The 24,453-nt window shown below is 57.5% G+C and carries 17 protein-coding genes; 4 read left to right on the forward strand and 13 right to left on the reverse strand.

What is annotated here, in order from left to right; genetic code table 11:
* The first annotated feature begins 3 nt into the window (after positions 1–3).
* From ACP7BZ_RS04190 to ACP7BZ_RS04200, 3 genes are all read left to right on the forward strand, one after another.
* Complete coding sequence (locus ACP7BZ_RS04190; protein WP_426110380.1) at positions 4–1,707, forward strand: hypothetical protein; 1,704 nt, start codon at positions 4–6, stop codon at positions 1,705–1,707.
* Between the two features lie 89 nt (positions 1,708–1,796).
* The gene (locus ACP7BZ_RS04195) at positions 1,797–2,078 is read left to right on the forward strand and encodes a hypothetical protein (RefSeq protein WP_426110381.1); all 282 of its coding nucleotides are present in this window, start codon (positions 1,797–1,799) and stop codon (positions 2,076–2,078) included.
* Positions 2,075–5,785, forward strand: coding sequence for a glycosyltransferase (locus ACP7BZ_RS04200; protein ID WP_426110382.1), 3,711 nt, complete (start codon positions 2,075–2,077; stop codon positions 5,783–5,785). The genes ACP7BZ_RS04195 and ACP7BZ_RS04200 overlap by 4 nt, the downstream gene beginning before the upstream one ends.
* Positions 5,786–5,856: 71 nt before the next feature.
* Here ACP7BZ_RS04200 and ACP7BZ_RS04205 read toward each other — a convergent pair whose 3' ends face one another.
* The 13 genes from ACP7BZ_RS04205 to ACP7BZ_RS04265 form a co-directional block, all read right to left on the reverse strand.
* On the reverse strand, positions 5,857–6,897 hold the full coding sequence (locus ACP7BZ_RS04205) for an acyltransferase family protein (RefSeq protein WP_426110383.1): 1,041 nt from the start codon (positions 6,895–6,897) through the stop codon (positions 5,857–5,859).
* The gene (locus ACP7BZ_RS04210; protein WP_426110384.1) at positions 6,890–8,101 is read right to left on the reverse strand and encodes a glycosyltransferase; all 1,212 of its coding nucleotides are present in this window, start codon (positions 8,099–8,101) and stop codon (positions 6,890–6,892) included. Before ACP7BZ_RS04210 ends, ACP7BZ_RS04205 begins: the two co-directional genes overlap by 8 nt.
* Positions 8,091–10,544 carry a hypothetical protein gene (locus ACP7BZ_RS04215; protein ID WP_426110385.1) on the reverse strand — a complete coding sequence of 818 codons (2,454 nt, stop codon included), beginning with the start codon at positions 10,542–10,544 and terminating at the stop codon, positions 8,091–8,093. The genes ACP7BZ_RS04210 and ACP7BZ_RS04215 overlap by 11 nt, the downstream gene beginning before the upstream one ends.
* Before the next feature lie 71 nt (positions 10,545–10,615).
* Entirely contained in the window at positions 10,616–12,616 is a 2,001-nt protein-coding gene (locus ACP7BZ_RS04220) for a hypothetical protein (RefSeq protein ID WP_426110386.1), read from the reverse strand.
* A 15-nt stretch (positions 12,617–12,631) separates the two neighbouring features.
* A complete protein-coding gene (locus ACP7BZ_RS04225) occupies positions 12,632–13,714 on the reverse strand; it encodes an FkbM family methyltransferase (RefSeq protein WP_426110387.1) in 1,083 nt (360 codons plus the stop codon).
* A 7-nt stretch (positions 13,715–13,721) separates the two neighbouring features.
* Positions 13,722–14,048 carry a hypothetical protein gene (locus tag ACP7BZ_RS04230; RefSeq protein WP_426110388.1) on the reverse strand — a complete coding sequence of 109 codons (327 nt, stop codon included), beginning with the start codon at positions 14,046–14,048 and terminating at the stop codon, positions 13,722–13,724.
* Positions 14,045–14,785, reverse strand: a complete 741-nt coding sequence (locus ACP7BZ_RS04235) for a glycosyltransferase family 2 protein (protein ID WP_426110389.1) — start codon at positions 14,783–14,785, stop codon at positions 14,045–14,047. Before ACP7BZ_RS04235 ends, ACP7BZ_RS04230 begins: the two co-directional genes overlap by 4 nt.
* Before the next feature lies 1 nt (position 14,786).
* Positions 14,787–15,410, reverse strand: a complete 624-nt coding sequence (locus ACP7BZ_RS04240) for an HAD family hydrolase (RefSeq protein ID WP_426110390.1) — start codon at positions 15,408–15,410, stop codon at positions 14,787–14,789.
* Positions 15,411–15,465: 55 nt separating this feature from the next.
* Entirely contained in the window at positions 15,466–16,095 is a 630-nt protein-coding gene (locus tag ACP7BZ_RS04245; protein ID WP_426110391.1) for a hypothetical protein, read from the reverse strand.
* Positions 16,095–16,850, reverse strand: a complete 756-nt coding sequence (locus ACP7BZ_RS04250; protein ID WP_426110392.1) for a glycosyltransferase family 2 protein — start codon at positions 16,848–16,850, stop codon at positions 16,095–16,097. Before ACP7BZ_RS04250 ends, ACP7BZ_RS04245 begins: the two co-directional genes overlap by 1 nt.
* A 31-nt stretch (positions 16,851–16,881) precedes the next feature.
* The gene (locus ACP7BZ_RS04255) at positions 16,882–17,625 is read right to left on the reverse strand and encodes an ABC transporter ATP-binding protein (protein WP_426110545.1); all 744 of its coding nucleotides are present in this window, start codon (positions 17,623–17,625) and stop codon (positions 16,882–16,884) included.
* Between the two features lie 4 nt (positions 17,626–17,629).
* The gene (locus ACP7BZ_RS04260; RefSeq protein WP_426110393.1) at positions 17,630–18,439 is read right to left on the reverse strand and encodes an ABC transporter permease; all 810 of its coding nucleotides are present in this window, start codon (positions 18,437–18,439) and stop codon (positions 17,630–17,632) included.
* A gap of 688 nt (positions 18,440–19,127) precedes the next feature.
* Positions 19,128–20,618, reverse strand: a complete 1,491-nt coding sequence (locus ACP7BZ_RS04265; RefSeq protein WP_426110547.1) for a DEAD/DEAH box helicase — start codon at positions 20,616–20,618, stop codon at positions 19,128–19,130.
* A 622-nt stretch (positions 20,619–21,240) separates the two neighbouring features.
* Here ACP7BZ_RS04265 and ACP7BZ_RS04270 point away from each other — a divergent pair.
* Positions 21,241–24,423 (forward strand): ligand-binding sensor domain-containing diguanylate cyclase, encoded by a 3,183-nt coding sequence (locus tag ACP7BZ_RS04270; protein WP_426110394.1) that lies wholly within the window; start codon positions 21,241–21,243, stop codon positions 24,421–24,423.
* The last annotated feature ends 30 nt before the right edge of the window (positions 24,424–24,453 follow it).

Raw genomic sequence — 24,453 nt, forward strand, 5'->3', positions numbered from 1 at the left:
TCCATGGCCATGCTTCCACAGAGTGCCCGTTCTTTTGCCCTGATCAGTGCTGTGCCGAATTCCAAGGTCATCACGCGCCTGGCGTATTTTCTAGTTCCTCTGATGCTCGGCCTGCTGTCTTTAGGTCTGGGCCAAGACGACAACTGGGACTTAAAAAATTACCACTTGTATAACGCGTTTGCTTTTTTAAACGGCAAAATTGGTTTCGACCTAGCGCCTGCCCAGTGGCAAAGCTATTTCAATCCGACGCTGGACCTGGTGTACTACGGATTGAGCACCTCGTTGCCAGCCCCGGTGGCCGGATTGCTCATGGGGATACTGCACGGCTTGAACTTTCTGCTTGTCTTCGGCATCTGCCGACAAGTGCTGCCTGCCATGACGGCGCCCCATCGTTTCGGTGCGACAATGTTTTTGTCGCTCGCTGCGATGCTTAGCCCCGGATTTTTGGCGCAAATCGGCAACAGCATGGGCGACAATATGACGTCACTATTCGTGCTGGGCGCTGTATGGTTGCTGCTGCACAATTGGCAGCAACTCTACGCTGGCGCCAGCGCTGTGCTGTACATTGTCATGGGTTCCGGTTTGATCATGGGCCTGGGCTGTGGACTCAAGCTGACCAATGCCACTTATGCGGTGGCGCTGTGCCTGGGACTTTTCATGCTGTCCGGATCGTTAGCAATGCGAACGAAACTGGCATTCGCATTCGGCGTGGGGGTCCTCGCCGGCATCGCCATCAGCGCTGGACACTGGTTTGCCTTGATGTACCACACCTTCGGCAATCCATTATTCCCGCAGTTTAACAACCATTTTCTGGCACCTTTGGCCGCGCCCATCGGCGTCGGCGACACGGGTTGGCTCCCCAAAAACTGGTCCGAGCGCATCTTTTGGCCTTTCATCTTCGCGCTCAATCCCCGTCGGGTCGGCGAATTGCAATTGCGCCTGTGGATTTGGCCCGTGCTCTACGTAGGTATGCTCGCATTCGCTGCAAGGGCGATTTTCATCATCGACGCACACAGCAATGATGATGCTGCAGCGCTGGCGCTGCGCCAGCGCCAGCGCTTGCTGCTGACCTTCGTGGCCGCTTCCTACCTGGTGTGGCTAAGTTTGTTCAGCATCTACCGCTACCTGGTGCCCATTGAATTACTGGCGCCCTTGGCGGTGTGGCTGATCGCCGCACACGTGCTGCCTTCGCCCTGGTCGAGCCGCATTGCCATTGTCATTATTTCGCTATGCGTCATCGCCGGCATTCCGCGCGCCTCATGGGGCCACGCGGGGTGGACGCGCGATGCATTTACTGCAGCCGTTCCGGTGCTTGCCGATCCACGCGAAAGCATGGTGCTCACCGTGCACGGCGACCCGCCGCTGGGCTGGCTGGTAACACGCTTTCCTGCCACGTTGGCGTTCGTCGCCATCGGCTCGGGGTTCCCGGAATCGGCTGCCTTTGTCGCCAAGGTCAAGCAAATGGCGCGCGCTCGCACTGGCCCCCTGTTTGCAATGATGCAGGCCGATCGGGCCGACCCAGCAGCGCCGCGCAGCGCCGCTCAACTGCAGAGCGCAGCCGACGAAAACCGCGCCACCGTAAAGCGCGCAAGCGAACTGGTAGGGCAATATGGCTTTAAGCTTGACCCGGCCAGTTGCACGATGTACCAGGCTGCCGCCGGCACATCGCGCTGGAATTATCAGTTGTGTACACTCACACTGAATTAGACAGGAATGATCGAGATGATGACCAGAATTGAATCGGCCAGCACGCGCGCCGCCGCGCCGCCGCCTCAATGGTGCACGGAAAGGGAGCTATGAGCGCCGCCACCACCGTGCTGCGACGCGCGCTGATCGCAGGCGCCGTACGAGTGGGTCGCGCCGTGCTGCGCCGGCCGCAGCTCAAGTATGCTGCCAAGACACTGCTGGCGACATTTCCATCCTTGCGAACTCGCGTGCAAGGCATGATGTACCGTGCAGCGCTGTCATCCCATTCGCGTCTGTCAAATCGTCTCAAAGACGACGCCGAGCTGTCGCCGCGCACCATCCGGATGCTGCGCGCACTAAACAATGCCACACGTAACACGGATGCGCCATGAGAATTGTGATCGACCTGCAAGGCGCCCAGTCAGCCAGCCGCTTTCGCGGTATAGGCCGTTACTCACTGGCGCTGGCACAAGCCATCGCGCGCAACCCCGGCGAACATGAAATCTGGCTGGTGATGAATGGCGGGTTCGGCGATTTGTTGGCTCTACAGAATGCATTTTCCACATGGGTTGCACGTGATCGCATGCGCGTCTTTGATACTCCGCTGCCGGTTGCAGAAATGGCTGCTGAAAATGAGGCCCGTTGTCGCAGTGCCGAACTGCTGCGCGAATTTTTCATAGCCCAACTGGAACCCGATGCGGTACTGGTCACCAGTCTGTTCGAAGGATTCGTCGACGATGCCGTCGTCTCGGTCGGCAACTTTATTCCGGGCGGGCGCACAGCCGTGGTGCTTTACGACCTGATTCCTTTGCTTCACCCGGACAGCTATCTCGGCACGCCCATACAAAAGCAGTATTACGCACGCAAGATCGACTCGCTGCGGCGCGCCGGTCTGCTGCTAGCCATTTCTGACCACGCCATGACGGAAGCACTCGGTGCCTTGGAGCTGCCCGACGGCAAGGTGGTGGCCATTTCCGCTGCGGTGGATACGCGCTTTTGCGCCGGACCGCAAGCTGACGAAGCGCAACTGCGGCGTCTGGGCCTCGAGCGGCCCTTCGTAATGTATGCGCCAGGCGGCACTGACGCGCGCAAAAATCTGCATGGTTTGATTGACGCTTTCGCGCTGTTGCCGGCGACGCTACAGAACAACCACCAGTTGCTCATCGCCAGCGGGATGGACAACAGCACCCGAAGTGGCTTGCAGCACTACGCGACAAAGGTCGGATTGCCTTCCAGCACGCTTGTACTGAGCGGCTATGTCGACGATCAACTGCTTGCCGAACTCTATCGCACGTGCACCCTCTTTGTATTCCCTTCACTGCATGAGGGTTTCGGTTTGCCAGCGCTCGAAGCGATGGCCTGTGGCGCCGCGGTCATCGGCGCCGACAACAGCAGCATTCCGGAGGCGATCGGTTTGGCCGAGGCGCTGTTCGACGCCAGCGATCCTGCGGCCATGGCCGCAGCAATGGCGCGTGCCTTGTCGGACCAGGCTTTTCGGTCACGATTGCGCGATCACGGACGCACACATACGCAGCTGTTTTCGTGGGACATTACCGCAGCTCGCTGCTTGCGGGCACTCGAACAAACCTTTGGTCATGCGCCAGCGACTACACCGGCGGCGTTACCGGGGCGGCAGCGACTGGCCTTTGTTTCACCGCTACCGCCAGAGCGCAGTGGCATCGCCGATTATGCGGCGCAGCTCTTGCCCGCCCTGCTGCCCTATTTCGACATTGAATTGGTGCTGCATCAAAAAGAGGTGCACCTGCCGTCTGCATTGGCGCAGCTGCCGCAACGTGACGTTGCGTGGTTCATGGACCGCGCCGACCAGTTTCCGCATATTATTTATCAGTTCGGCAACAGCCCCTTCCACGGCCACATGTTTGCCATGCTCGAAGCGCATCCTGGCGTGGTGGTACTGCATGATTTTTACCTCAGCCGGGTGCTCGCTTACGAACAGATGACGGGCGCGTTGCCAGGGGCATGGACCGATGCCCTCTACCATTCGCATGGCTACCCGGGCTTGCTGGCGGCAGATCAACAGCATGACAGCGAACTGGCCCACGATACCTTTCCTTGCAATCTGGCCGTGTTGCAAAACGCGACGGAGATCATCGTCCATTCCAGGCACAGCAAAGCCCTCGCTGCCGATTGGTACGGTGAAGCGGCCTTAGGCCATTGGCACGTGGTCCCTTTGCCAAGGGCAGCGCCGCTCCCGCTTGAGCGTTCCAGCGCGCGCCTTGCGCTCGGCATCGACGATGATGTATTTCTGGTCTGCAGTTTCGGCTTTATCGCCCCCACGAAGCTGACGCTGCTGTTAATCGAAGCTTGGCAAGCGAGCGCGTTGGCCGCCAACAAACGCTGCCTCCTGATATTGGTGGGCGCCAATCACGGCGGCGCCTATGGTGAGCAAGTTACTCGCCAGGTCGAAGTCAGCAGCAACGCCCGCGGCCGCATTACAATCGCCGGGTGGACCGACGATCTCGCCTATCACCAGTATCTGTGTGCCGCTGACGCCGCCGTCCAGCTTCGCTGCATTTCGAGGGGCGAAACGTCGGCAGCGGTGCTTGACTGTCTCAACTACGGCCTGGCCACGATCGTCAACGCCAATGGGTCGATGGCCGAATTGCCCCGCGACGCGGTCTGCATGCTCGATGAAATCCCGGATGCGGCAGCTATTCGCATAGCGCTGGAGCGACTCTACAACGATTTAGCATATCGCCAGCATCTGGGGATGGCAGCGCGCGCACTGCTGGCCACTACACATCGACCTGATCATTGCGCCGCCTTGTATGCGCAGATCCTGGCCACGGCGTCGCAGGCAGCGCCCACCGCAAAAGGTGCGCTGACCACGGCTCTGGCCGCTGCAACAGGTCGTGGTACCACCGACATGCAACAGACTGCAACAGCAATGGCACGCCTGCCGGACCCGCATGCCGCTCGTCAGTTAATGCTCGATGTGACGACGATCGTCCAGAACGACTTGCGCACCGGGATAGAACGAGTCGTACGCGCGCAGGTACTGGCACTGCTACGCCAGGATGGTCGTTTACGAATCGAGCCCGTCCGCCTCGAATTCAGTCATGGCCGATGGCAATACCATTACGCCCATGCCTGGACCCAGGCGCTGCTCGGCATTGATGCCAACGGCGCCCCTGACCATGTGGTCGACGTGCAAGCCGGCGACATCTTGTTTGGTGCCGACTACGCACCTGTGGCGGTGACGGCGGCAGCAAAGCAAGGCTTGTACGATGACTGGCGCGCGCGTGGTGTCAGTGTGCAGTTTCAAGTCTACGACTTGTTGCCGGTGTTACAGCCACAATTTTTTCCGGAAGGGGCCGCCCATGTCCACGCCGAGTGGCTGACCGCCATCGGCACCGCCGCCGACCAGCTGGTATGCATATCCGGTGCCGTCGCTTCGGAGCTGGCGCACTGGCTGGGGAGCAACGGCGCATCCGGACAAACGCTGCCACGCATCACTTCGCTGCACTTGGGCGCCGATTTTGATGGCACGGGCCCCGCAACGCCGGCGCGCGCGCATGTCGTCGGCAAGAGCGCGCCCGCCTTCCTCATGGTGGGAACGATCGAGCCGCGCAAAGGGTATCTGCAGGCTTTGGCGGCATTCGAATTGCTATGGCAACGCGGCGTCAACGTGTCGCTCAATATTGTCGCGACCGAAGGCTGGACCAGTCTGCCCAACGCCGAGCGCCGTACCATTCCGCAAATCCTCCAACAGCTGCATCGCTTGATGGGCGACAAACGCCTGAGCTGGCGGAAGCATGTGGACGACGCCGGACTTGAGCAACTCTACCTCCGCAGCGCCTGCCTGCTGGCAGCGAGTGAAGGCGAAGGATTCGGCTTGCCCCTGATCGAAGCAGCCCGCCATCATCTGCCCGTGCTGGCCCGTGATCTGACTGTATTTCGTGAGGTGGGCGGCGATGAGGTGCAGTATTTTAATGGCGCCGATGCCACGGCCCTCGCGGATGCCATCGAGATGTGGCTGGGAAAGAATGCCAAGGGAGAAATCAGCGAACCGAATCTGCCTTGGTACACATGGGACCAACACGCTGCGCTACTTTCACGGACCCTTGAAAGCAGCTGACCGGCGTTTTCCGAATGCACACCTCCGTCAGGAACCCAGGCGAACCGCAGCGCGACTACGGGGAGTGGTCATCATTGCAGCCCACCGATTTTGACATTTTGCATGGACATTTTTTTCGTCCAACGCTGAACCGGTGCTTCAATGAGGCGATGGAGGCAATAGGCAGCCAACAATGCCAAAATCAGTCCTCTTAGAAAGAGTGCACTGGGGCCCGAGCCATGGTTGGAATAAATGAGCATCTCAATGATCGCTGTATGGATGGCATACAAGGGATAAGAAATTGTCCCAAGCAGCATCAGCCAGCGCCGATCAAGAAAGGTTTGCGCCCGCGCTGAAAACAAGCAACACCAAAACAGTAGTGCGGCGAGTATCCAGGCTGTGAAATTTTTCGAAAACGAAAGGTTGTCGGTGATCGGCGCATAACTGAGGGCAAGCAGCAGCATGACACTCATTCCGAAAAATTTATTTAAACTAATGATTTTTTTGTAATACAAACAGGTGGCCGTACCGATAAACAATACCGGTAGAGAACTCACTGCCAGCGCCCAGTCGACAGTGGCCGGACTGGACAGTATTGGCGCGAAGCGCGCGGCCACCCCCAGTCCCGCCGCAGAAAAAAACAGCATGGGCACCAAGGGCACGCGCAGAGGCGCCCGCGACAAACCAAACAGAATCGCCATGATGATATAAAACTTCACCTCGATCGCCAATGACCAGACAAGAGGCTCGATATTGGTCTCACCCGGAATCAAAATGTTGCCAAACAGACTGATGTTGATTAAAAATAGTTTTAGCGTCGCCACATCCAAAGCACGATACCCCATCATGATTTGTGCCATCAGTCGGATTGCTACCGCCGCCACGATGACGGGGTATAAGCGCAAAATTCGATGCCAAAGAAATTCCAGCGAAGCAGTCTTTTCCAAGCTGAGATAGATGACAAAGCCGCTTAACAGAAAAAAGCTACCGACGCCGAAAGAACCAAGTATGGTGGCGAAAAAAAATAATAGACTGTCTGGTGCACAATTGGAAGACATCAATATCATATGATCAATTGCGACCAGTAAAGCGGCAAAGCCTCGCAATGCATTTAGCGATCTGAGCTTAAGCACTACGGGCACCCGATGAAATCGAGTCGTCGGTCGTTGACACAAACAGCTGATTTTTCCCATTCAGATGGGAAATTTGCGAAGCTCTGAGAGCGGCGCCGTTGACGAACGCAACCTCACCGCTAAATATGTCGAGCAGTTTTTTTGCAAATACCTTGTAATCATACGGATCAGACGCCAACGTGTCATTCATGTTAATTTCGCCACAAGACGAGACATTCGATGAGATGACAGGTACGCCGCGCGCCTGCGCTTCCAGGATCGGCAAACCCAATCCTTCATAAAAAGAGGGGAAAAATACCACTTTTGCCTTCGTCATCAAATCCTGCAGTTGAGCATCACCAGGGCTGCGGTACCAGCGAACACTTGCACACACTTGGGAAAGTTCAGAAAGAAACTTCAAGACATCGTCTTTATGCAGGCGTTCCCGGCCAACGATCACGACATGCAGTTTTTTCTCCGCAGCAGCGGCTTTCAAGGCACTTGCTGCCGTCGAAAAATTCTTACGATGATCAAGGACATTGATCATCAGCACATCCTGTCCCGACGGATCGTCTTGTATCGTACCGCTGCCGAAATCAGCAAACGGAATACAAACATCGATCTCCGCGTCGCCGTGCGCACCATATAATTTGATGAAATCGTGACGTGTGCTTTCGCTGATGCAGCTGATAGTCTCGACGTTGCGCATGAAGTAGTCGTATCCAATATGATGTTCATTCGCGAAGCGATATATATGGATGAATTGTGGCATCCGCAGAATACCTAGCGCTAACAAATTTGGCACCATATCGTAAACAATTCCCACTGAAAAACGGCTGTCAGCGATTGCTTTGCCAAACTGCGAACACAACCAGGGGCAAGTGAGAATTGATTCGTCAAACTGTTCTGGCACGACTGCTTCGCCGTCCCAAAGGATTGGGGTGCCATCCTCATGGGGGCGTACTTCGGCCAAGCCCGCACGCGACGCGGTGCCGCTTTGCCAGTACGGCGCTTGAAACTGCAGTTTTCTCGTGTCGCTGAGGATGGCGCGTGCCGCTTCGAGCGTGGAGCACGTTATCCACTTGCCCTCTTTATAGGTGGCCAACGTGACACTATGTCCGCGCGCCACCAAGTTATTGTAGTGATAGCGAATCACGCGAAGAACGCCAATATGGGTGAGGTTAAAATCAGACTCCACCGCCATTAAAATTTTTTTAAAGGACACTGGAGCCGTCTCTTTCCTTGTGGTTCATCAATTGATAAATTTGGCGCATTTTGTTCACTGCATCTGCGGGACGCGGATCTGCCCAGAGCTGAAATACTTCATCCTGCTCCTCCACCCATGGATAATCGGCAGGCGTCACCGGAATTAATGCAACAGCGACCGTCGCGATGCGCTCGGTCCATTCTTTCGTCTTAAGCAGTTCCAAATTTCCTGACCAACCGGTCATCAGGCAGTATCGTCCGAGCGCCAATGCCTCCGCACACCCCATACCGTAGCCCTCGGACCGATGCAGGCTGACGTAGCAGTCGCACGCATTTTTCAAACCGAGCGCTTCTGCATAAGAAAAACTTTCGCGGTCAATTAATATCACGCCGGGATGTTGCGCCCTGATTTGACCTAAAAAGCGCGCATACTCGTCGCGTGTTGCAGAATCTTTTCCGGCCGCCAACTTTACGTGCATCACCAAACCAACCTGATCTTCGATTCCTGCAAAGGCCTCCTCAAACGCCCGCATGCCAGCCGCAGGGTTTTTACGAATTGTCGAACTGGTAAATTCCCAATTCAGCAGAAACAGTTTTTTATCCCCTGGTAATCCAAAGTATTGTCGGTCGAAGGTCGCCAGCGTGGCCGGATCAATGCGCACTTCCGGATCGACCACTTGCACCGGCAAGGTCGTACAGCACGCCAGCGCGTCGCGCACAAATTCGGTCGTCGTCATCAACCCGTCCAGACGCTCGAAATTTCCGGCCAGGCGACGTGGTATGTAAGGTAACTCCCAGTGCGTAAAATTAATATTCCAACGATTTTCGACCCAAGCGGGGAAGAGATCAAAATGATGGCTTATAAAAGGAAAACCGATGCACCATAAGTTACGTGGATACACCGGCGCAGCGACGACGTAAGCAGCGAGATCGGCGGGCAGCACGCTGTTATTGAGCGATTGATCGATCGGAACGACGCAGAAAGGAATCCCCTCGCGCAAAAGCCGGCGCATGTAGTGCACCGTGACGTTGAGCACACCGCCACCGGAATCGCCGCAATAGAGAATGAAGTTGCATCCTTCTTTGTCAGCCGGCTGACTGCGGATGGGGGAGACATTGACCGCTGTGGACAGCGCGTCCTGACTGGCGGCCGGAACCGCTTGGCGCATCTTAACGCGCAACTTGCGGCGCACGAAACGTGTGGCTGAACCTGCGACTCCCATCCAACTGTGACCATCGCGTCGCAGATTTCGAACCCGGCGTTCAATTGCTTTCAGACGACGCCATGGTACTGCATTGGCATCGGCTACCAGAATCGGCGCCGAGGCCACTGGCGGCACCTGCTCCGGCACAGGCATCACCTGCGCTGCCTGTACCTGCTCCCACGGGTGCTCGGCAAAGGCGAATGCCTCAGTCAACTGGTCCGCCACATCCGTGACCGCACTGGACAAACGATTGATCCTTGGCAAAACCGAATGGCTGGCGAGGACCTTGGCCAGCTCCACGTCTTCAGCCTGATTATGAAAAATCAGTGCATTGAAAGGTATGGCACGCAACAGCGCCCGCTTGGCGATGACCAGGCCGCCGTTGAGGTAATGCCTCGACCACGTCTCGTTTTCATTGCCACATTCGTAAATCGGCCCCCAGATCAAATCGCCGCCATCGTCCATCGCACAGTATGAAGGATAGATTTTTCCGGAAACATGGTGCTGGCGTATTGTCAGAAAATCGAAGTCGTAGCCGTAGGTGTCGAAACCGCTGAAAAAATCCTTGCTGAGGACGTACCGATCATGAAGTACGCAAACGTTTTCGTGACGCGCAAGCTCGACAATATCGTTTTTTTTAACGCAGATGTCTGCAAGCGACGCGCTGTAAGCGTGATCAATATACGTGGGGTGGTAGCTGTCATAGGCAGCATTTCGGGGCCCAACAATCAAAATTTCGTGAGATAAACCGCCATATTCCCTGACCGAGCGACAAAATTGCTCGACCATGTCGACCTTTTTACCTTGCGTCAAAATGCCGAAAGTCCAGGATTGATCCTTTGCGCGGGTAATCACGTCCTTTTTAATCTGAAATGCTGTGACAAACTCACCGGCGTTAATCAGTTCCGCACGCACGCTGACGCGTATTCCATACTTTCGGAACAAAAAGCTTTTTAACGATGGAATGGAAATATGTTGATTTTGCAAATAGCGGACTACCAAGGTGCCATTTGCCGCCAGCATGCGGATACAAGAATCGAGCAGAATACGCCAGCCTTGCAGCGCAAGCACATCCTGAACCACCCAGACCGACTCATAGCGCCCGAAATGTTCGATCGATGGCCTGAATCCCGCGAGACGGTGCAAGTCGCATTGAGAAAAAGCATGGTCTTGCGGGGAGGCGTCCCCGATCCATGCCCGCTCACCGGACAATTCCAACTGTTCAATGAGGGATAGTACTGTTGTATGAGGGAACATGGCGACGTTAATTTTCCTAGAGAGCGACCATCGAACTGCGTAAACAGATGGAACGGTGATGCCTTACCGGCCTATGCTGCACGCACTTCGAGCGCAATCAGGCCAAAACCGAGCAGACGGCCATCGACAATGCCGCCCGCAGCGTCAGGCCTGGAAGCAGTCGCGGGAACGAATGTGAGCTTAATTATGGGTAATTCTCTAATCATGGCCACAGGAATCCGGATCACAAACTGTGCCGGCGCTGTCAGTGCAGCAATGGCCACGCACGTGAGTGGAAGCCCGTTACAGGCAATACCAATGAGCTGGATGGCACCTGCCACGCGACCGTAAGATGTGGCAGTGATGGAAACCTCGAGGTCGCGGCCTGCGGCAAGGCCGGTCAAGGGAAGTTCAAGGTGGGCTTGGGCAGCAACTGTCCAGATACCCCATGGTTCCGGATCGCCCCAACCTTCGCGGAAAATGCCGGCGGTCATACCGTTCACGCGGGCATATGCAAGCGGCGTTTTGCTGCCGCCGCCGTCCTGTGCCGAGATCCCAAGCGCACTGAGCAAAACGCCATCCATATCCGATGTGAATGACAGGACCACATTGCGTTCCTGGCCCGTCATTGTGCTGTCAAGCGATGCCGTCGCGCAGCGTAGACCGTTGTCGCACTCCTTCCATCGCAGCTGCAAGCGCGTGCCGTTTGCGTCGATCGTCATCAACATCGCGCCGGAGTACGCCGGAATGTAAATTGTCAGGAACAGACGACGGTGAGCGTGAAAAGGCAGCCCGATCGCCAAATGGGCCCGCCGTTGCAGCAATACCAGTCCGTCAGGGACACACGTCCACTCCGAATTGGTGGCCACAATCCCCACCGCACACAAGGTGCGCGGCGTCGTGGTGACATTGAATTTGACTGTATCTCCAAACGGAAACTCCCCAACCACCACGTCGGTCTGGTTGGCAGCAAACCGCGGCAACGGGAAATTGGATGGCAGGTACGGCAAACGTTCGAAATCGCCCAGATAGCCCGGACGACTCGTTGTTGCATGCAATTGAACAGAGCGAGCCAACCGCGGCGTTACACCATCAGCAACCAGTGCACGGCTCAGCTCGACGTCTTCGTATTGTCCCCAAAAAAGTAATTCACTCCACGGCGTCGCGGACAGAACATGGCGTTTTCCGATGATGACGCCGCCATTGACATAACCATGGGGACTATAATCGCCGTGTTGCAGCAGCGCGCTACCCGTACAGGACCACTGACTGCCAATGGTCACCCAGTCCGGAAATATATCGCCGCTATCGTCGAATTGGGCCGGCACGAGGACGCTGAAGTCGGCGCCGAATTCGAACAGCTCCTCGAGAAAAGCGGCCGGCACCTTGTAGCGGTCATGCGCAATCACCAGGTTATCTGCCTGCGAAGTGCTGACAATCAAATTCTTTTTCGCTGTGATCCAGCCCCGATTGAGGTGCGCGGTGGGCGCGTCGATATGGCGGATACGGGGCTTGACAGCGACGGCGCCTTCCTCTGCCAACGCTGGCCCGCAGATGGCGATACTCCAGTCGATCAAATCGATGCCGCGAATGGCTGCGATACTGGCAACGAAACGGGCTACCGCTTCAGGTCGCCGTCCGTCGGTGATCAAGGCGAATTCGATGCTTGATAATGCCGGTTCAATATTTTCGCGTTGACAACGAAGGCAATAAAACAGAACACCGCCAGGAAAACTGTCCTGATATACGAGTTCAAATGCGAAGTCTTTACGGCGGCGCAGGAATGCCGCAAACGCAAACGCGCTGAGCAAAGGCGTTTCCGAAAACCTGACAAACAAGGTACCTTGCTGTCCGTATTGAAATAGTCGCAATGCCTCATCCATGATCAGTGGCCACTGTTTGTAATGGCCCAGATCATTCTCCACCAGATAGACGCGGTGATAGCGCCCGTGTTCGGACGGCGAGAGGCGAAAATCTGCCCCCGCATCGAACAAATCAGTGGAGTGTTCAAACCCGGCGCTGGGAACGTTTTCACCCGCCCAATAGGCAGGCTCACCGTTATTGAAATCGCTCAGTAATTTTGATTCGAGCATCCGCTAGACCACTTTCTATCTTGAAATCAAAGACTTCAACGCCCGTAAAGGTGCGGTCACACGCCAGCTGGTGGAATCGCGCAGCGCCGCAATTTCAAGCCGCATCGACTGTTCGTTTTGTTGCATATGAACGAGTTCCGCAGCCAACGGAACATTGTCGCCAAGGGGCGCGGGCGCAACGGTTCGGCGCGCTGTCAGCTCGTTCTTCTGTTCAGCGAGTTGCACCGTCAATGCGTCCTTTTCCCGGCCCAGCCTGGCCACTTCTTTTTTCCAATGTACAACCCGCGCCCAAGAGGCGGCATTTTCAGCCACCAGATGGCGAGCGCGTGCAACGTGTTGGTGCACAACAGGTGCACTGGCCTCCGCCGGCAACTCCGGCAGCGGGGATGGCACGTGCCAGTAGTGCCTGCCATCGTAGAGGGCGATGCCGCGCAACTGTAAACGCTGCTCCATGGCCTGCCAATCAACACCGTGACGGTTAAAAAAGACATTGACCTCCGCCCCTGCCGGATCGTTTGACTTGATTGCGTAGGGCTCAAAGTTGTGAGCTGCCAAAAAATTGAGGACGTCGTGCAGCAAAGGCTCGTTTTGATAGAGTACCGAATTTCGCGTTGTGGACACCTCGAGCATGCCACCGTCGACCGCGGACAAGTACTTGCCCAACGAAGCGAGCACTCTCAAATCAACACCCTGTGCGTCAATTTTGATGAAATCGACATGGTCAAAACCGGCTGTTTCAAGCAGCGTATCGAGCCGCACCACCTCAACTTCAATTTCTTCGTCAAAGTACAGATCACTCCGGCCCTGCCAATATTCATTTTTTTGCAACGACGTGGTGTCAAAATCCAATAAACTCGATACCCCGAGGTCTGCATGTCGGGACACATTGAATCGGGCACGCCCGGGAACCTCATCGATGGCAAGGCGGCGGAACTGCACTGCTGGAAGATTCAACTCCGTGCGCTTCGCTTCCAGAATATCGAACAACTCGGGAATAGGTTCCACTCCTAGAAACTGCATCCACGGCAGCCGCGCTGCAAGGGGCAATATGAATTCGCCATTATTGGCGCCAATGTCGAGAATGCAGGAATTCGCCATGAGAGGTCTACTCTTCAATAACGTATTTATCATTCAGCGCGCCCGGGTGCTTGACCACGACTGTCACCGCATCTGTCAGGGCCAGAAAATCCGTCGATTCGCCAGGCGCGATCGAGATAATGTCACCGGCACGCCAGTCTCGGCCACACATACGAACCTCGCCCTCGACCACTGCAGTGACTTCGGTAGCCACCTTGTGCATATGCCGGCCTTCTGCATCGCCCTTGACGTAATGCTTGATCGCAACCTCGCACGCATCGGTACTCAGTACGGTCGGATTGAAGGCGCCGACGAACCAGCCTTTGACCATATCTTCCAGACGGGCACTGTTCATGCTTGTTCCTTGCTCAAGGCGTTGTGAGTTGCATCAAATTTTTCAAACTGACGTTCCGATTTGAGTGGGTGAAAATGCTGCGCGTCGATTCGATGGACGCCGATTCGCGCCTGGCGCAGCACCATCTCGTTGAGCGTTGGACAAATGTAATATTTGCCATCAACGTGGGCATGTTTAAAAATGGTTTGCTGCGCCGATTCGACAAAATCGCGCCCGCGCCGAAACCAGTAAAAGCCAACGGTAGCATGATTGCTGATCGGATTTTTTTCAGCGCATTCGACAACCAATTGCTGCTCGTCGAGCCGCACATACGAATACCTTGGATGCACCGATGGAAAGATGACGACGCCAGCATCGTATTCGGCCCGCAAAAACTGATTAATGACCGTATTAAAGTCGATATCAAGCAATTCATTGCCGTTAACGATCAACAGCGGTTGCTCGCTACTGAAATCGGAAATTGCCAGCAGGGCAGTGCACGCGGCGCCACTGGTGGCGCGCCGGATCTGAACCACATTGGCTTCTGGCGCCAACAAACGCACTACATTGTCAAGATGCCATTTCTTACAGTCGAGTTCGTTCACTGCCAGCGTCAAATGTGCACCAAGAATTGAATTGCATTGTTCAGTCAAGTGCTGCAGTAAGGTTTTCCCGTTGACCTCACTGAGAGCAAGCGGGTATCCACTGTCGCGGTTATCATGGAAATCATTTGCGGCGAGAATCAAAATATTCATCATGTCACGCTCCTTCTGCCCGTCGTATGGCTGCCTGAATATTTTCAAAATTGACCTCACTGACATCGCCCACGATCAGCAAATGCGCACCCGACGCGCGTGCGGCGCGAATGCCATTTTCATTGTCTTCGACAATCAGGCAGTTTTCGGGCCTGACGCCAAGTCGCGCCATGGCAGTGACGTAAATTTCAGGAGAGGGTTTCGGTTGCGTAACATCGTCCGCAGAAAGCATCAAATCAAGGTAGCCACTCAAATCGGCTTTCTCCATCATGGTCTTGACTGTGGGAAAAATAGAATTCGATGCCACCGCCAGCTTGTGGCCCTGGGCTTTCAGACGAGACAAGGCATACTCATGTACAAAACGCGGACGGCAGCGTTCGTAGACCATGTCCATGGTGTAGGCCTGCTTCATCTTGTTTATAAACGGATGCAGATCGCGTGGCAGATTGCTCATAACGCTGAGCATTTCCAGTTTTCTGCTTGTTGGCAGCCCATCAAAAACCGTCAAGTGATCATACCGGGAAATTTCGAAACCGAATAAGGCCAGGGCTTTATTTAATGATTCGTAATGCCATTCCTTTGCGTCTATCAACACGCCATCCATATCAAACACCACTGCTTCAATCATATTCTTCTCCGGCCAGCCGAATTTCTCGTATCAATTTATTTAACAGGAAACACATTTATTCTTTCATGGAAAAAAATTCGGTGGCGTGCTCTGGCAGGTCCGTGCACAGGCAAACATTGCCGCTCAAATACAATCCGCTTTCCTTCAACTGCTGCCAGAACGGCAGATGGTCACGGCGGTGCAACTCGGGCGATACCAGGCACACCTTTGTTGCGCGCGTGAGCAATTGAGACAGTGCTGCAATCCGCCAGCCGTCCGACTCGAAGGCGTCAAGCCATACACCGGTTGCACAATCCATAAACGGCGGTGCTGACTCGATCTCGCTCATTCTGACATAGGTCGGATTACCCTCGGAGAGCTGCGCACGTGTGTCAGGGATAGACATGTCAAACACGAACCAGTTCGTATAACCATGGCGCCTCATTTCAGCAGCAACCGCTGAGGCTAGCCCATCGGCCTTGATATTAATCGCTAGCAAAGGCTGTTTATCGCCTGTCATAGCAAGCAATTGCGCCAGCGTCAGTTCGCCGCCTCGTGGCGGATCGTGCGAAATGACCAGCTGGCCGCACGCATCGCGAACGTCAGTCTCGGTGCCGTAGCCGAGCGAAAACGAACGTTCAAATGCCCGCACTGTATTTTTTTCGGCCGCTTCGCGCCAGTAACCACGATGACTGAGAATTTCCATCAGCAGCCCTGCGCCGCCGCCAAGGACTGCGGTAGCGCGAGAAACGCCGCAAGATCGGCAGGCGTACCCAGGCCGTGCATGCCCTCTCCATCGCTTCCGATGCCAAATATGCCGACACGGTGGCCGTCTGCAATCATTCTGTTGTAGACGGGTGCGACGTAAAATTCACCATTCACCGTCTCGTCGTCGTCGATCATTTCTTGTGCTGCTGCAACGAAGGCGCGCCCGTGCGCGAAATTGTAAATGCCAACCGTGGCGTCTTTTGAAATGACCTCTTTTTCAACGACTTTTGTTACCAGACCTTCAGCCGTCGTCGAGGCGAAGGACCACTTGGGATCGTCTGCTGTCATGGTCATGATCAAGCCATCGAGTTGGCGATTGGTCAGATCGTACAAATACGCGTCAATGGAAGTAGCAACGTATTGGTCACTGTTTGCAATCATTAGCGGGTCGTCATTATCAATAAACTGCTGCGCTGCCAGGACCGTACAAGCCGCCCCTTGCGTCACGCCGTCCAGCAATACGACTTTGGGATCATTGGTCCACAGGGGCAATAAACGATCGAGTCCGTAAGCAACGTAATGCTCCCGCTGGCAAATGAAAATGAACCGATGCGGTACCGTCGGCGTTAGATTCGCAATCACCACCTGTATCATCGGGACGCCGTGTAGCGGAATCAACGGCTTGGGATCAGCAAACCCGGCAGATGCAAAGCGGCTTCCACGGCCCGCCATCGGTATGACAATATTCAACATGGCTTCTTTCTATGAACTAAGTCTGTACAACTCAATTTCCAAAATATGCAGTAGCGACCGTCACCGGATCAGCGTCCATTTTGACACGTCCATGTTCGAGCCAGATCGCCCGGTTGCAGGTCTCCATCAATAATTCACGCGAATGGGTGGCGACAACCAAAATGTTTGTAGTCTGCACCAAATCGCGAAGGCGGGCCTCGGCTTTGTGCTTGAACCCTTCATCACCGACCGACAGCCACTCGTCCATCAACAGTATTTGTGGGCGCATGATCGTTGAAACTGCAAATGCCAGACGCATGTGCATGCCCGTGGAGTAAGTCCGCAAGGGCATATTGACGAAATCGCCCAACTCGGAAAAATCGATAATGTCATCGAGGTGCCTGGTGATCTCTTGCTTGCTCATTCCGAGCATGCCGCCTCGCAAAAATATATTTTCGCGCCCAGTTGCCTCGGCATCGATGCCGAGCGAGATGTCGATCAGTGAACCAATCTCGCCATCGACGTCGGCCGTACCGATGGAGGGGGAATAAACCCCTGTCAGCAAGCGCAACAACGTGCTCTTGCCGGCACCGTTGTGTCCCAACAGTCCGACACGGTCACCATCACGAAATGAGAAGGTGACGTCTTCCAGCGCCCGTACCACCACGCGCCCGTGCGCATCCGAGCCTAATTGCCCCCCCGTCGCCACCTGAATCAGGCGCTTTTTCAAAGACCGGCCGCTGGCATTGTAAATAGGAAAATCTACGCTCACATTATTAAAATCAATTGACGCCATAATATTATAACCAATATGCAATACGGAGTTTATATCTGCCATACACTGCCAGCGCCATCGCCCAACCGACCACTGCTAACCCCAGCGTAACTTCCCAATTTACTTCCGATGCCAGGCGCTGCAACAACGGCGCGCGCACAATTTCGATGAGATGAAAGAAAGGATTCCAAACCAACAAATAAACACTCGCCTTCGCCGGCAACAGGTTGGGCAACCACATGATAGGCGTTAAGTAAAAAACAATCTGCAAAGCACTGTTGACAATTTGCGGCAGATCGCGGTACCTGGCACATAAAATTGCAAGAATCAATATCATCCATGTCAAATTAACGATCACAACAAGTAATCCCGCGATACTTAAAAAAGCTTCCATGCCGACGGGTTTGCCGACCGCGAGCAAAACGAGCGGGAAGATAATAATATTATGCGCTAGAATCAAGAAATTTCGCCAGATCACACGCAATACGTGGATGAACAAAGGCAGCGGCAACTGTTTGATTACTCCTTCCGCAGCAACAAAACTCAGGCACCCCTCGGCAATCACGGTGGACATGAACGTCCAAAGAATCATGCCCACAGTCAGAAATGGCAGAAAATCGGCCATTGGTGAATTGAATATTTTCCCGAACACGATACCGATCGTCGCGATCATAACGCCCATGCTGATCGTGAGCCAAAACGGGCCCAGGGCAGAACGCCGGTAGCGTTGCTTGACGTCTTGCCAACCAAGCATACCTACCAGAGAGTAACGCCGGATTGCCTCAGTGATGTCTCTGGAGGCAATCGCAGCAGCATTAGTATTTTTCTTTTTCAACATTTTTTCTTAGGCATTATGTAATAACGTTTACGAGAATTTTTCGCTAAGATGAGACCCGGTTAAAGCGAGCAGCATTGGCGCGTCCGGCGGGTTTTAAAAATATTTACAATGAAATGATTCGCCAAACTGGACGGCCTAAGACGTTATGCTAAGGATCAGCTTTCAATTCCTCACGCGAAAGAGAATGGCCGATCCTACACGACGGCTGAAGTCTGATTAATGCCTGTCTAACGTCCTACCGTTCGGAGGGCAACAGCGTAGTAATTGAGCAAATATTATAGCGCACGGGCCGGCGATTCTGATCAGTCGCAGCGGGCCTTTTCACTGGACCGGCGCGGGCATTGGCGTCCAAGCTGCCTTTCGTGCGAAGCGAAGGCAACGCTCACTGACCCGACAAGCCAGCTTTGCTACTGCGCAGCGCTGGCAGGAAATGAACGCTTCGCCAGAAATAGCGCATCGGCGAATGCTGTTGCAGATAGTTAAAATATTTTTTTGAAGAAATCGCGTGTGCGACGTTACGACAGCATGACCGCACAGGATGTCAGCCAATGCTACGCGATTCATTCGCGGCGCGAACGGCGGGGCACGACATGTCCACCGGTTAACTGGCTACGGTGGGGCAATGATGTGCCATCTAGGGAAGCCCTGTCGCAGGCGCTACGCGTTGCAGCGCCGGCTTCCGTCATTACTGCGCCTGCGGCTTCGGCACGCCGCCAAGTAATGCAGCGAGCTTTTGCCTGGACTTGACCTGCGGGGTTGACAGGCCAGGGGCGCCCTCCGGACGAGGTGCGACCGACGGCTCGTATGGCTTGAGAAACCACGGATCGACCTTGTCGCGGCGTGCCGTCGGACTGCTTGAGCGCGCAGGCCTCTCGGCCGGGCGGGCTCCCCCGTCACTCTCGGACCGGCGGGCACGCGCTTCGGTTGCAGGCTCGGCACTACGCCCGTCGCGCGCGCGCGGCGCGGCGCGCTCGCCAACCGCCGCCGCCGGCGCTGGCTTGAACCCCACCAGTTCGCCCCGCGTAATGGTTTGCTTGATCAATTTCTCAATATCGACCAGCAAGCGCTCATCCTTGTCCGAATACACCGACACCGCATCGCCGGAGGCGCCAGCGCGCCCGGTGCGGCCGATACGGTGCACATAATCTTCAGCGTTGTAGGGCAAATCGTAGTTGATCACGCATGGCAGATCGGTGATATCGAGGCCGCGGGCGGCGACGTCGGTGGCCACCAGCACCTCGATTTCACCGCGCTTGAATGACTCGAGCGCCGCCATGCGCTCCTGCTGGGTCTTGTCGCCGTGAATGGCCGAGGCCTTGATGCCCCCCAGTTCGAGGTGGCGGGCCAGCTTGGACGCGCCGATCTTGGTGTTGGAAAACACGATGACCTGCTTGAGCTGGCGCTGGCGGATGATGAATTCCACCACTTCCACTTTTTGCGACTCGGCCACCTTGTAGACCACCTGGGTCACCTTGTCGGCCGTGGCGTTGCTGCGCGCGACTTCGATGGTGACGGGGTCGTTGAGAAAACTGGCGGCCAGTTTCTTGATCTCTTGCGAGAACGTCGCCGAAAACATCAGGTTCTGGCGCTGCTTGGGCAGCATGTTGATGATGCGCTGCAGGTCCGGCAAGAAGCCCATGTCGAGCATGCGATCGGCTTCGTCCATCACCAGCATCTGCACCTGACCGAGGCTGACGTTTTTCTGCTCGACGTGATCGAGCAGGCGACCCGGGGTGGCGATGACGATTTCGACGCCGCCGCGCAGGATCACCGTTTGCGGCTTCATGTCCATGCCACCGAACACCACGGTCGAACGCAGCGGCGTGTGCTTGGCGTAGGCCTTGACGTTTTCCGCTACCTGCACCGCCAGCTCGCGCGTGGGGGTGAGGATCAGCGCGCGCACCGGGTGGCGCGCCGGCGACATGCTGGGGCTGGCATGGGCCAGCAGCAGCTGGATGATGGGCAGCGAGAAACCCGCCGTCTTGCCGGTGCCAGTCTGCGCCGCGCCCATGACGTCACGGCCCTGCAGCACGATGGGAATGGCTTGTGCCTGGATCGGCGTCGGTACCGTGTAACCCTGGTCGGCCAGCGCGCGCTGGATGCGCGGATCGAGGCCGAACTGGTCAAAGCGGACCGGATCGGCACTGGTGGCGGCTACGTCGACGGCAGCGCGCATTTCAGGCACGGGCACGGGCAGCAGCTCGGACGCAGTCTCAGGAGTTACCGCAGGTAAAACATCGGCCGGCACGCTGGCATCGATGGCGAAAGAAGAATCGGGGGCGTTGCTGGCGTCGGTGTCGGGCATCAGGTCGGTGGGCGCGGCGGGCGCCTGCTTTCATCTATGGATAGGTGTTCGGGTGTTCGGACGTGCGCTTGTTCAGTCATGTGCTGGCGGGCCGGCGCGGCCAGGACGCCAAGGGCGCTGCCAGCGCCAGCTGTAACGTCGCGTAACGTTGAGGCCGCACAACAGGGCGCGCAGGCGACAGCCGGCACAGCGCCTTTTTACAGACCCATCACGATACCCTAATTTGCCCATACTGTATATGGGAGCGCGGCGCCAGCCGCCGTCCGCCGCGCCGGCGCGGCAGCACGTTTGGCGTAGTCGCTATGCAACATGGGCAAAGCACCATCTTGCTATTTTATTGACATCAAACATCGCTGAAGGCACAGTACTGTTGTTTTGGTTGCAACGTCCGCCTGCCGTCGCCACCCGCCTTTCCTGGATACCAATGCTTCCCCTGTTGAACTCACACCTGACAGCCGCGCTACGCCTGCTTGCAACGTTCTGCCTGCTTGCCATGGCGGCTGTGGCCGCTGCCACGCCGACCTCCGAACTGCGCTTCAAGCGCCTGGGATCGCTGGACGCCGACGATCTGTCGATCCTGTCGATGCTGCAAGACCGCCAGGGCTTCGTGTGGATCGGTACCCACAGCGGCGGACTGTACCGCTATAACGGTTACCAGGCAGTCAAGTATACGCATGACACCAGCGGCCCCGACAGCCTGCCGAATGACCGCGTCTCGGCCCTGTTCGAAGACCGCCAGGGCCGCATCTGGGCCGGCACCCAGGACGGCCTGGCCCGCTTCAACCCGGCCAGCGGCACCTTTACGGCGCTGCTACTGCCGCCCGGCCCGAGCAGCGGGCGCATCGTCAAGGCCATCATCGGCGACGGCGCGGACGGCATGTGGGTGGCGACCTGGGGTGGCCTGCAGCATGTCGACCGCAATGGCACGGTGCGCCGCTACGTGCATGACGACAAGGATGGCGACAGCCTCGGCGCCAACGACGTCAACGCCCTCGCCCTCGACGCCGATGGCGGCCTGTGGGTGGCCACCTGGCCGGGCGGCCTCGATTATCTGCCGAAGGGGGCCAGCCGCTTTCGCCACCTGCGCACCGATACGCCGGCCGCGCCCGACGACAAGCTCAACATCGTGCGCGCGCTCCATTTCAGTCGCGCCGGCATCTTGTGGATCGGTACCGAAGTGGGCGTGATGACCTGGGATAGCCGCTCGCCGTGGCAGACGCGCGCGCGCATCGATTCGCCGCGGGTGCGCATCAATGCGCTGCACGCCGATCAGTCCGGCGCCGTCTGGGCCGGTACGCTGGCGGCCGGCCTGTGGCGCTGGGACCGGCCGGACGCTGCACCAGTCCATTATGCGCACCGCGCCAACGATCCCTACAGCTTGCAGTCGGACCATATCCGCGCCGTGATGACCGACCGCACCGGCATGCTATGGGTCGCATCATTTACTGACGGCATCAGCCTGGTCAACTTGAACAGCCACGGCTTCCAGCGTTTCATCCCGTTCGACGCCGCCGCCGACAATACCCTGCCAAACAACTCGGTGCAAAACCTCGAAGCGGCGCCCGACGGTCGCCTGTGGGTGGGCAGCAATACCGGCTTTTCCCTGTTCGATCCCGCCAATGGCGCCGTCATCAAGACCTGGCACGGCGAGCCGAAACGGCCGGGCGGTCTCTCGAGCGATGTCATCTACAGCCTCTACCAGCCGCCAGGCGGCCCCCTGTGGGTGGGCACGGCAGCCGGGCTGAACCGCCTTGACCAGATTGACGGCGCCTTCCAGACGCTGCGTTTTAGCCAGCGCGCCGCCGGTTCCAGTACCAATAACAGCACCAGCAACAGCACCAGCACCAGCACCGCCATGGATTTTATTAATACCATCGTGCCCGGCGCCGGCGGCGTGCTGTGGCTGGGCACCGGCCAGCACGTGGTGCGCTACCACCCGCAAACCGGCGCCACCACCATCTATGCCACCGACGCCCGCGATCCGACGGCGCGCAGTGTCACCGGCACCACCTGCATCGTCGAAGACCGGCGCGGCCGCGTCTGGATGGGCTCCGACTGGAGCGGCGGCGGCCTCGACATGCTCGATCCCGCCACCGGCAAGTTCCGCAACTTCCGCAGCGAACGCCAGGCCGGGCAAGCGCCCGGCCGCGGCGCCGCGCTGGCCGACGACAACGTGTCGACCGTCTACGAAGACCGCCAGGGCCGCGTGTGGGCCGGCACCGCCAAGGGCATCAGCGAAGTGCTCACCAGCGCCGACGGCAGCATCAGCTTTCGCAACTTTGCCGGCAGCGACAGTGTGGGCGCGGTCAAGATCCTCGCCATCCGCGCCGACGCCGCTGGCATGCTGTGGCTGAGCACGGCCGCCGGGCTGGTGCGCATGGAGCCGAATACGGGCAAGGTCAGCCGCTTTACCAGTGCCGATGGCCTGACCGAAGGCTTTGCCGCCAACTCGGCGACGGTGGCCGCCAATGGCGTGCTGTACTTTGGCGGCGTCAAGGGCATGACCGCAGTCCACCCGCGCCAAGTGCGGCGGCTGTCGGTGGCGCCGCAAGTGGCGCTGACCGATGTCAGCGTGTTCAACCGCTCGCTGGCTGCCGGCGCCGGCGCCGGGGTCAAGCTGGCCGGCACCGTCACGGCGCCCAGCGCGATCACCCTGTCGGTACAGGAATCGGTATTCGCCTTCGAATTTTCTTCGCTCCATTACACCGATCCGGCCCGCAACAGCTACGCCCACCGCCTGCGCGGCTTTGACCGCGACTGGGTCATTACCGATGCCAACCACCGCACCGCCACCTACACCAACCTCGACCCCGGTACCTATGTGTTCGAAGTAAAGGCGGCCAATGAGCAGGGCATCTGGGGCGAGCAGCCGGCCACCGTCACCGTTCACATCCTGCCGCCGTGGTGGCACACCTGGTGGGCCCGCCTGCTGGGCGTGGTGCTGGCGATCGGCGTGCTGGCTTTCATCTACCACGCCCGCGTGCGCGGCCTGACGCGGCGCCAGAAAGACTTGCAGGCGCTGGTGGCGGCGCGCACCGGCGAGCTGGAGAGAAGCAATGCCAAGCTGGCAACACTATCGTCGACCGACGGCCTGACCGGCATCACCAACCGCCGCGGCTTTGACGAAGCGCTCGACAACGAGTGCCGCCGCGCCCGCCGCACCGGCGCCCCGCTGGCGCTGGCCATGCTCGACGTCGACCATTTTAAGAGTTACAACGACTGCTATGGCCACCAGGCCGGCGACCATTGCCTGCGGGTGGTCGCCGGCGTCATCGCTTCATTCTGCCGGCGCCCGGGCGACCTGGTGGCGCGCTATGGCGGCGAGGAATTTACCCTGCTGGCGCCGGCGCTCGACGACCATCAATTGCTGGTGATTGCCGACGCGATCTGTGTGGAGCTGGCCCGCCTGGCGCTGCCGCACGCGCAGTCACCGTACGGCGTGGTGACCATCAGCATCGGTGTGGCCGCCGTCCGGCCTGCCGACGCGGCGCCCGCACCTGCCGCGAGCGGGATGGCCGAAGCGGCCGCGGCCGCTTCCGATACGGCGCTGCTGGTGGGCCTGGCCGATCAAGCGCTGTACCGCGCCAAGCAGGCTGGCCGCAACCGTGCGGCGATGGCGAGCGCGATGTTGCCGGCGCAGGCCGTGACCAGCCGCGGGGCGCCGCTGGAGGCGTGAGGGTGATCGGCTCAGGCGAAGATAGCGTGA

It is taken from the genome of Massilia sp. PWRC2, from assembly GCF_049896725.1.
Lineage (GTDB): Bacteria > Pseudomonadota > Gammaproteobacteria > Burkholderiales > Burkholderiaceae_D > JAFCUW01.

Excerpts from the sequence above, each read along its gene's own strand:
- ACP7BZ_RS04265 (WP_426110547.1), bottom strand. The coding sequence starts at position 20,618 with ATGCGCGCTGCCGTCGACGTAGCCGCCACCAGTGCCGATCCGGTCCGC.
- ACP7BZ_RS04255 (WP_426110545.1), bottom strand. The coding sequence starts at position 17,625 with ATGGCGTCAATTGATTTTAATAATGTGAGCGTAGATTTTCCTATTTAC.
- ACP7BZ_RS04215 (WP_426110385.1), bottom strand. The coding sequence starts at position 10,544 with ATGTTCCCTCATACAACAGTACTATCCCTCATTGAACAGTTGGAATTG.
- ACP7BZ_RS04250 (WP_426110392.1), bottom strand. The coding sequence starts at position 16,850 with ATGTTGAATATTGTCATACCGATGGCGGGCCGTGGAAGCCGCTTTGCA.
- ACP7BZ_RS04240 (WP_426110390.1), bottom strand. The coding sequence starts at position 15,410 with ATGATTGAAGCAGTGGTGTTTGATATGGATGGCGTGTTGATAGACGCA.
- ACP7BZ_RS04225 (WP_426110387.1), bottom strand. The coding sequence starts at position 13,714 with ATGGCGAATTCCTGCATTCTCGACATTGGCGCCAATAATGGCGAATTC.
- ACP7BZ_RS04235 (WP_426110389.1), bottom strand. The coding sequence starts at position 14,785 with ATGATGAATATTTTGATTCTCGCCGCAAATGATTTCCATGATAACCGC.
- ACP7BZ_RS04195 (WP_426110381.1), top strand. The coding sequence starts at position 1,797 with ATGAGCGCCGCCACCACCGTGCTGCGACGCGCGCTGATCGCAGGCGCC.
- ACP7BZ_RS04220 (WP_426110386.1), bottom strand. The coding sequence starts at position 12,616 with ATGCTCGAATCAAAATTACTGAGCGATTTCAATAACGGTGAGCCTGCC.
- ACP7BZ_RS04245 (WP_426110391.1), bottom strand. The coding sequence starts at position 16,095 with ATGGAAATTCTCAGTCATCGTGGTTACTGGCGCGAAGCGGCCGAAAAA.
- ACP7BZ_RS04270 (WP_426110394.1), top strand. The coding sequence starts at position 21,241 with ATGGCGGCTGTGGCCGCTGCCACGCCGACCTCCGAACTGCGCTTCAAG.
- ACP7BZ_RS04200 (WP_426110382.1), top strand. The coding sequence starts at position 2,075 with ATGAGAATTGTGATCGACCTGCAAGGCGCCCAGTCAGCCAGCCGCTTT.
- ACP7BZ_RS04230 (WP_426110388.1), bottom strand. The coding sequence starts at position 14,048 with ATGAACAGTGCCCGTCTGGAAGATATGGTCAAAGGCTGGTTCGTCGGC.
- ACP7BZ_RS04190 (WP_426110380.1), top strand. The coding sequence starts at position 4 with ATGGCCATGCTTCCACAGAGTGCCCGTTCTTTTGCCCTGATCAGTGCT.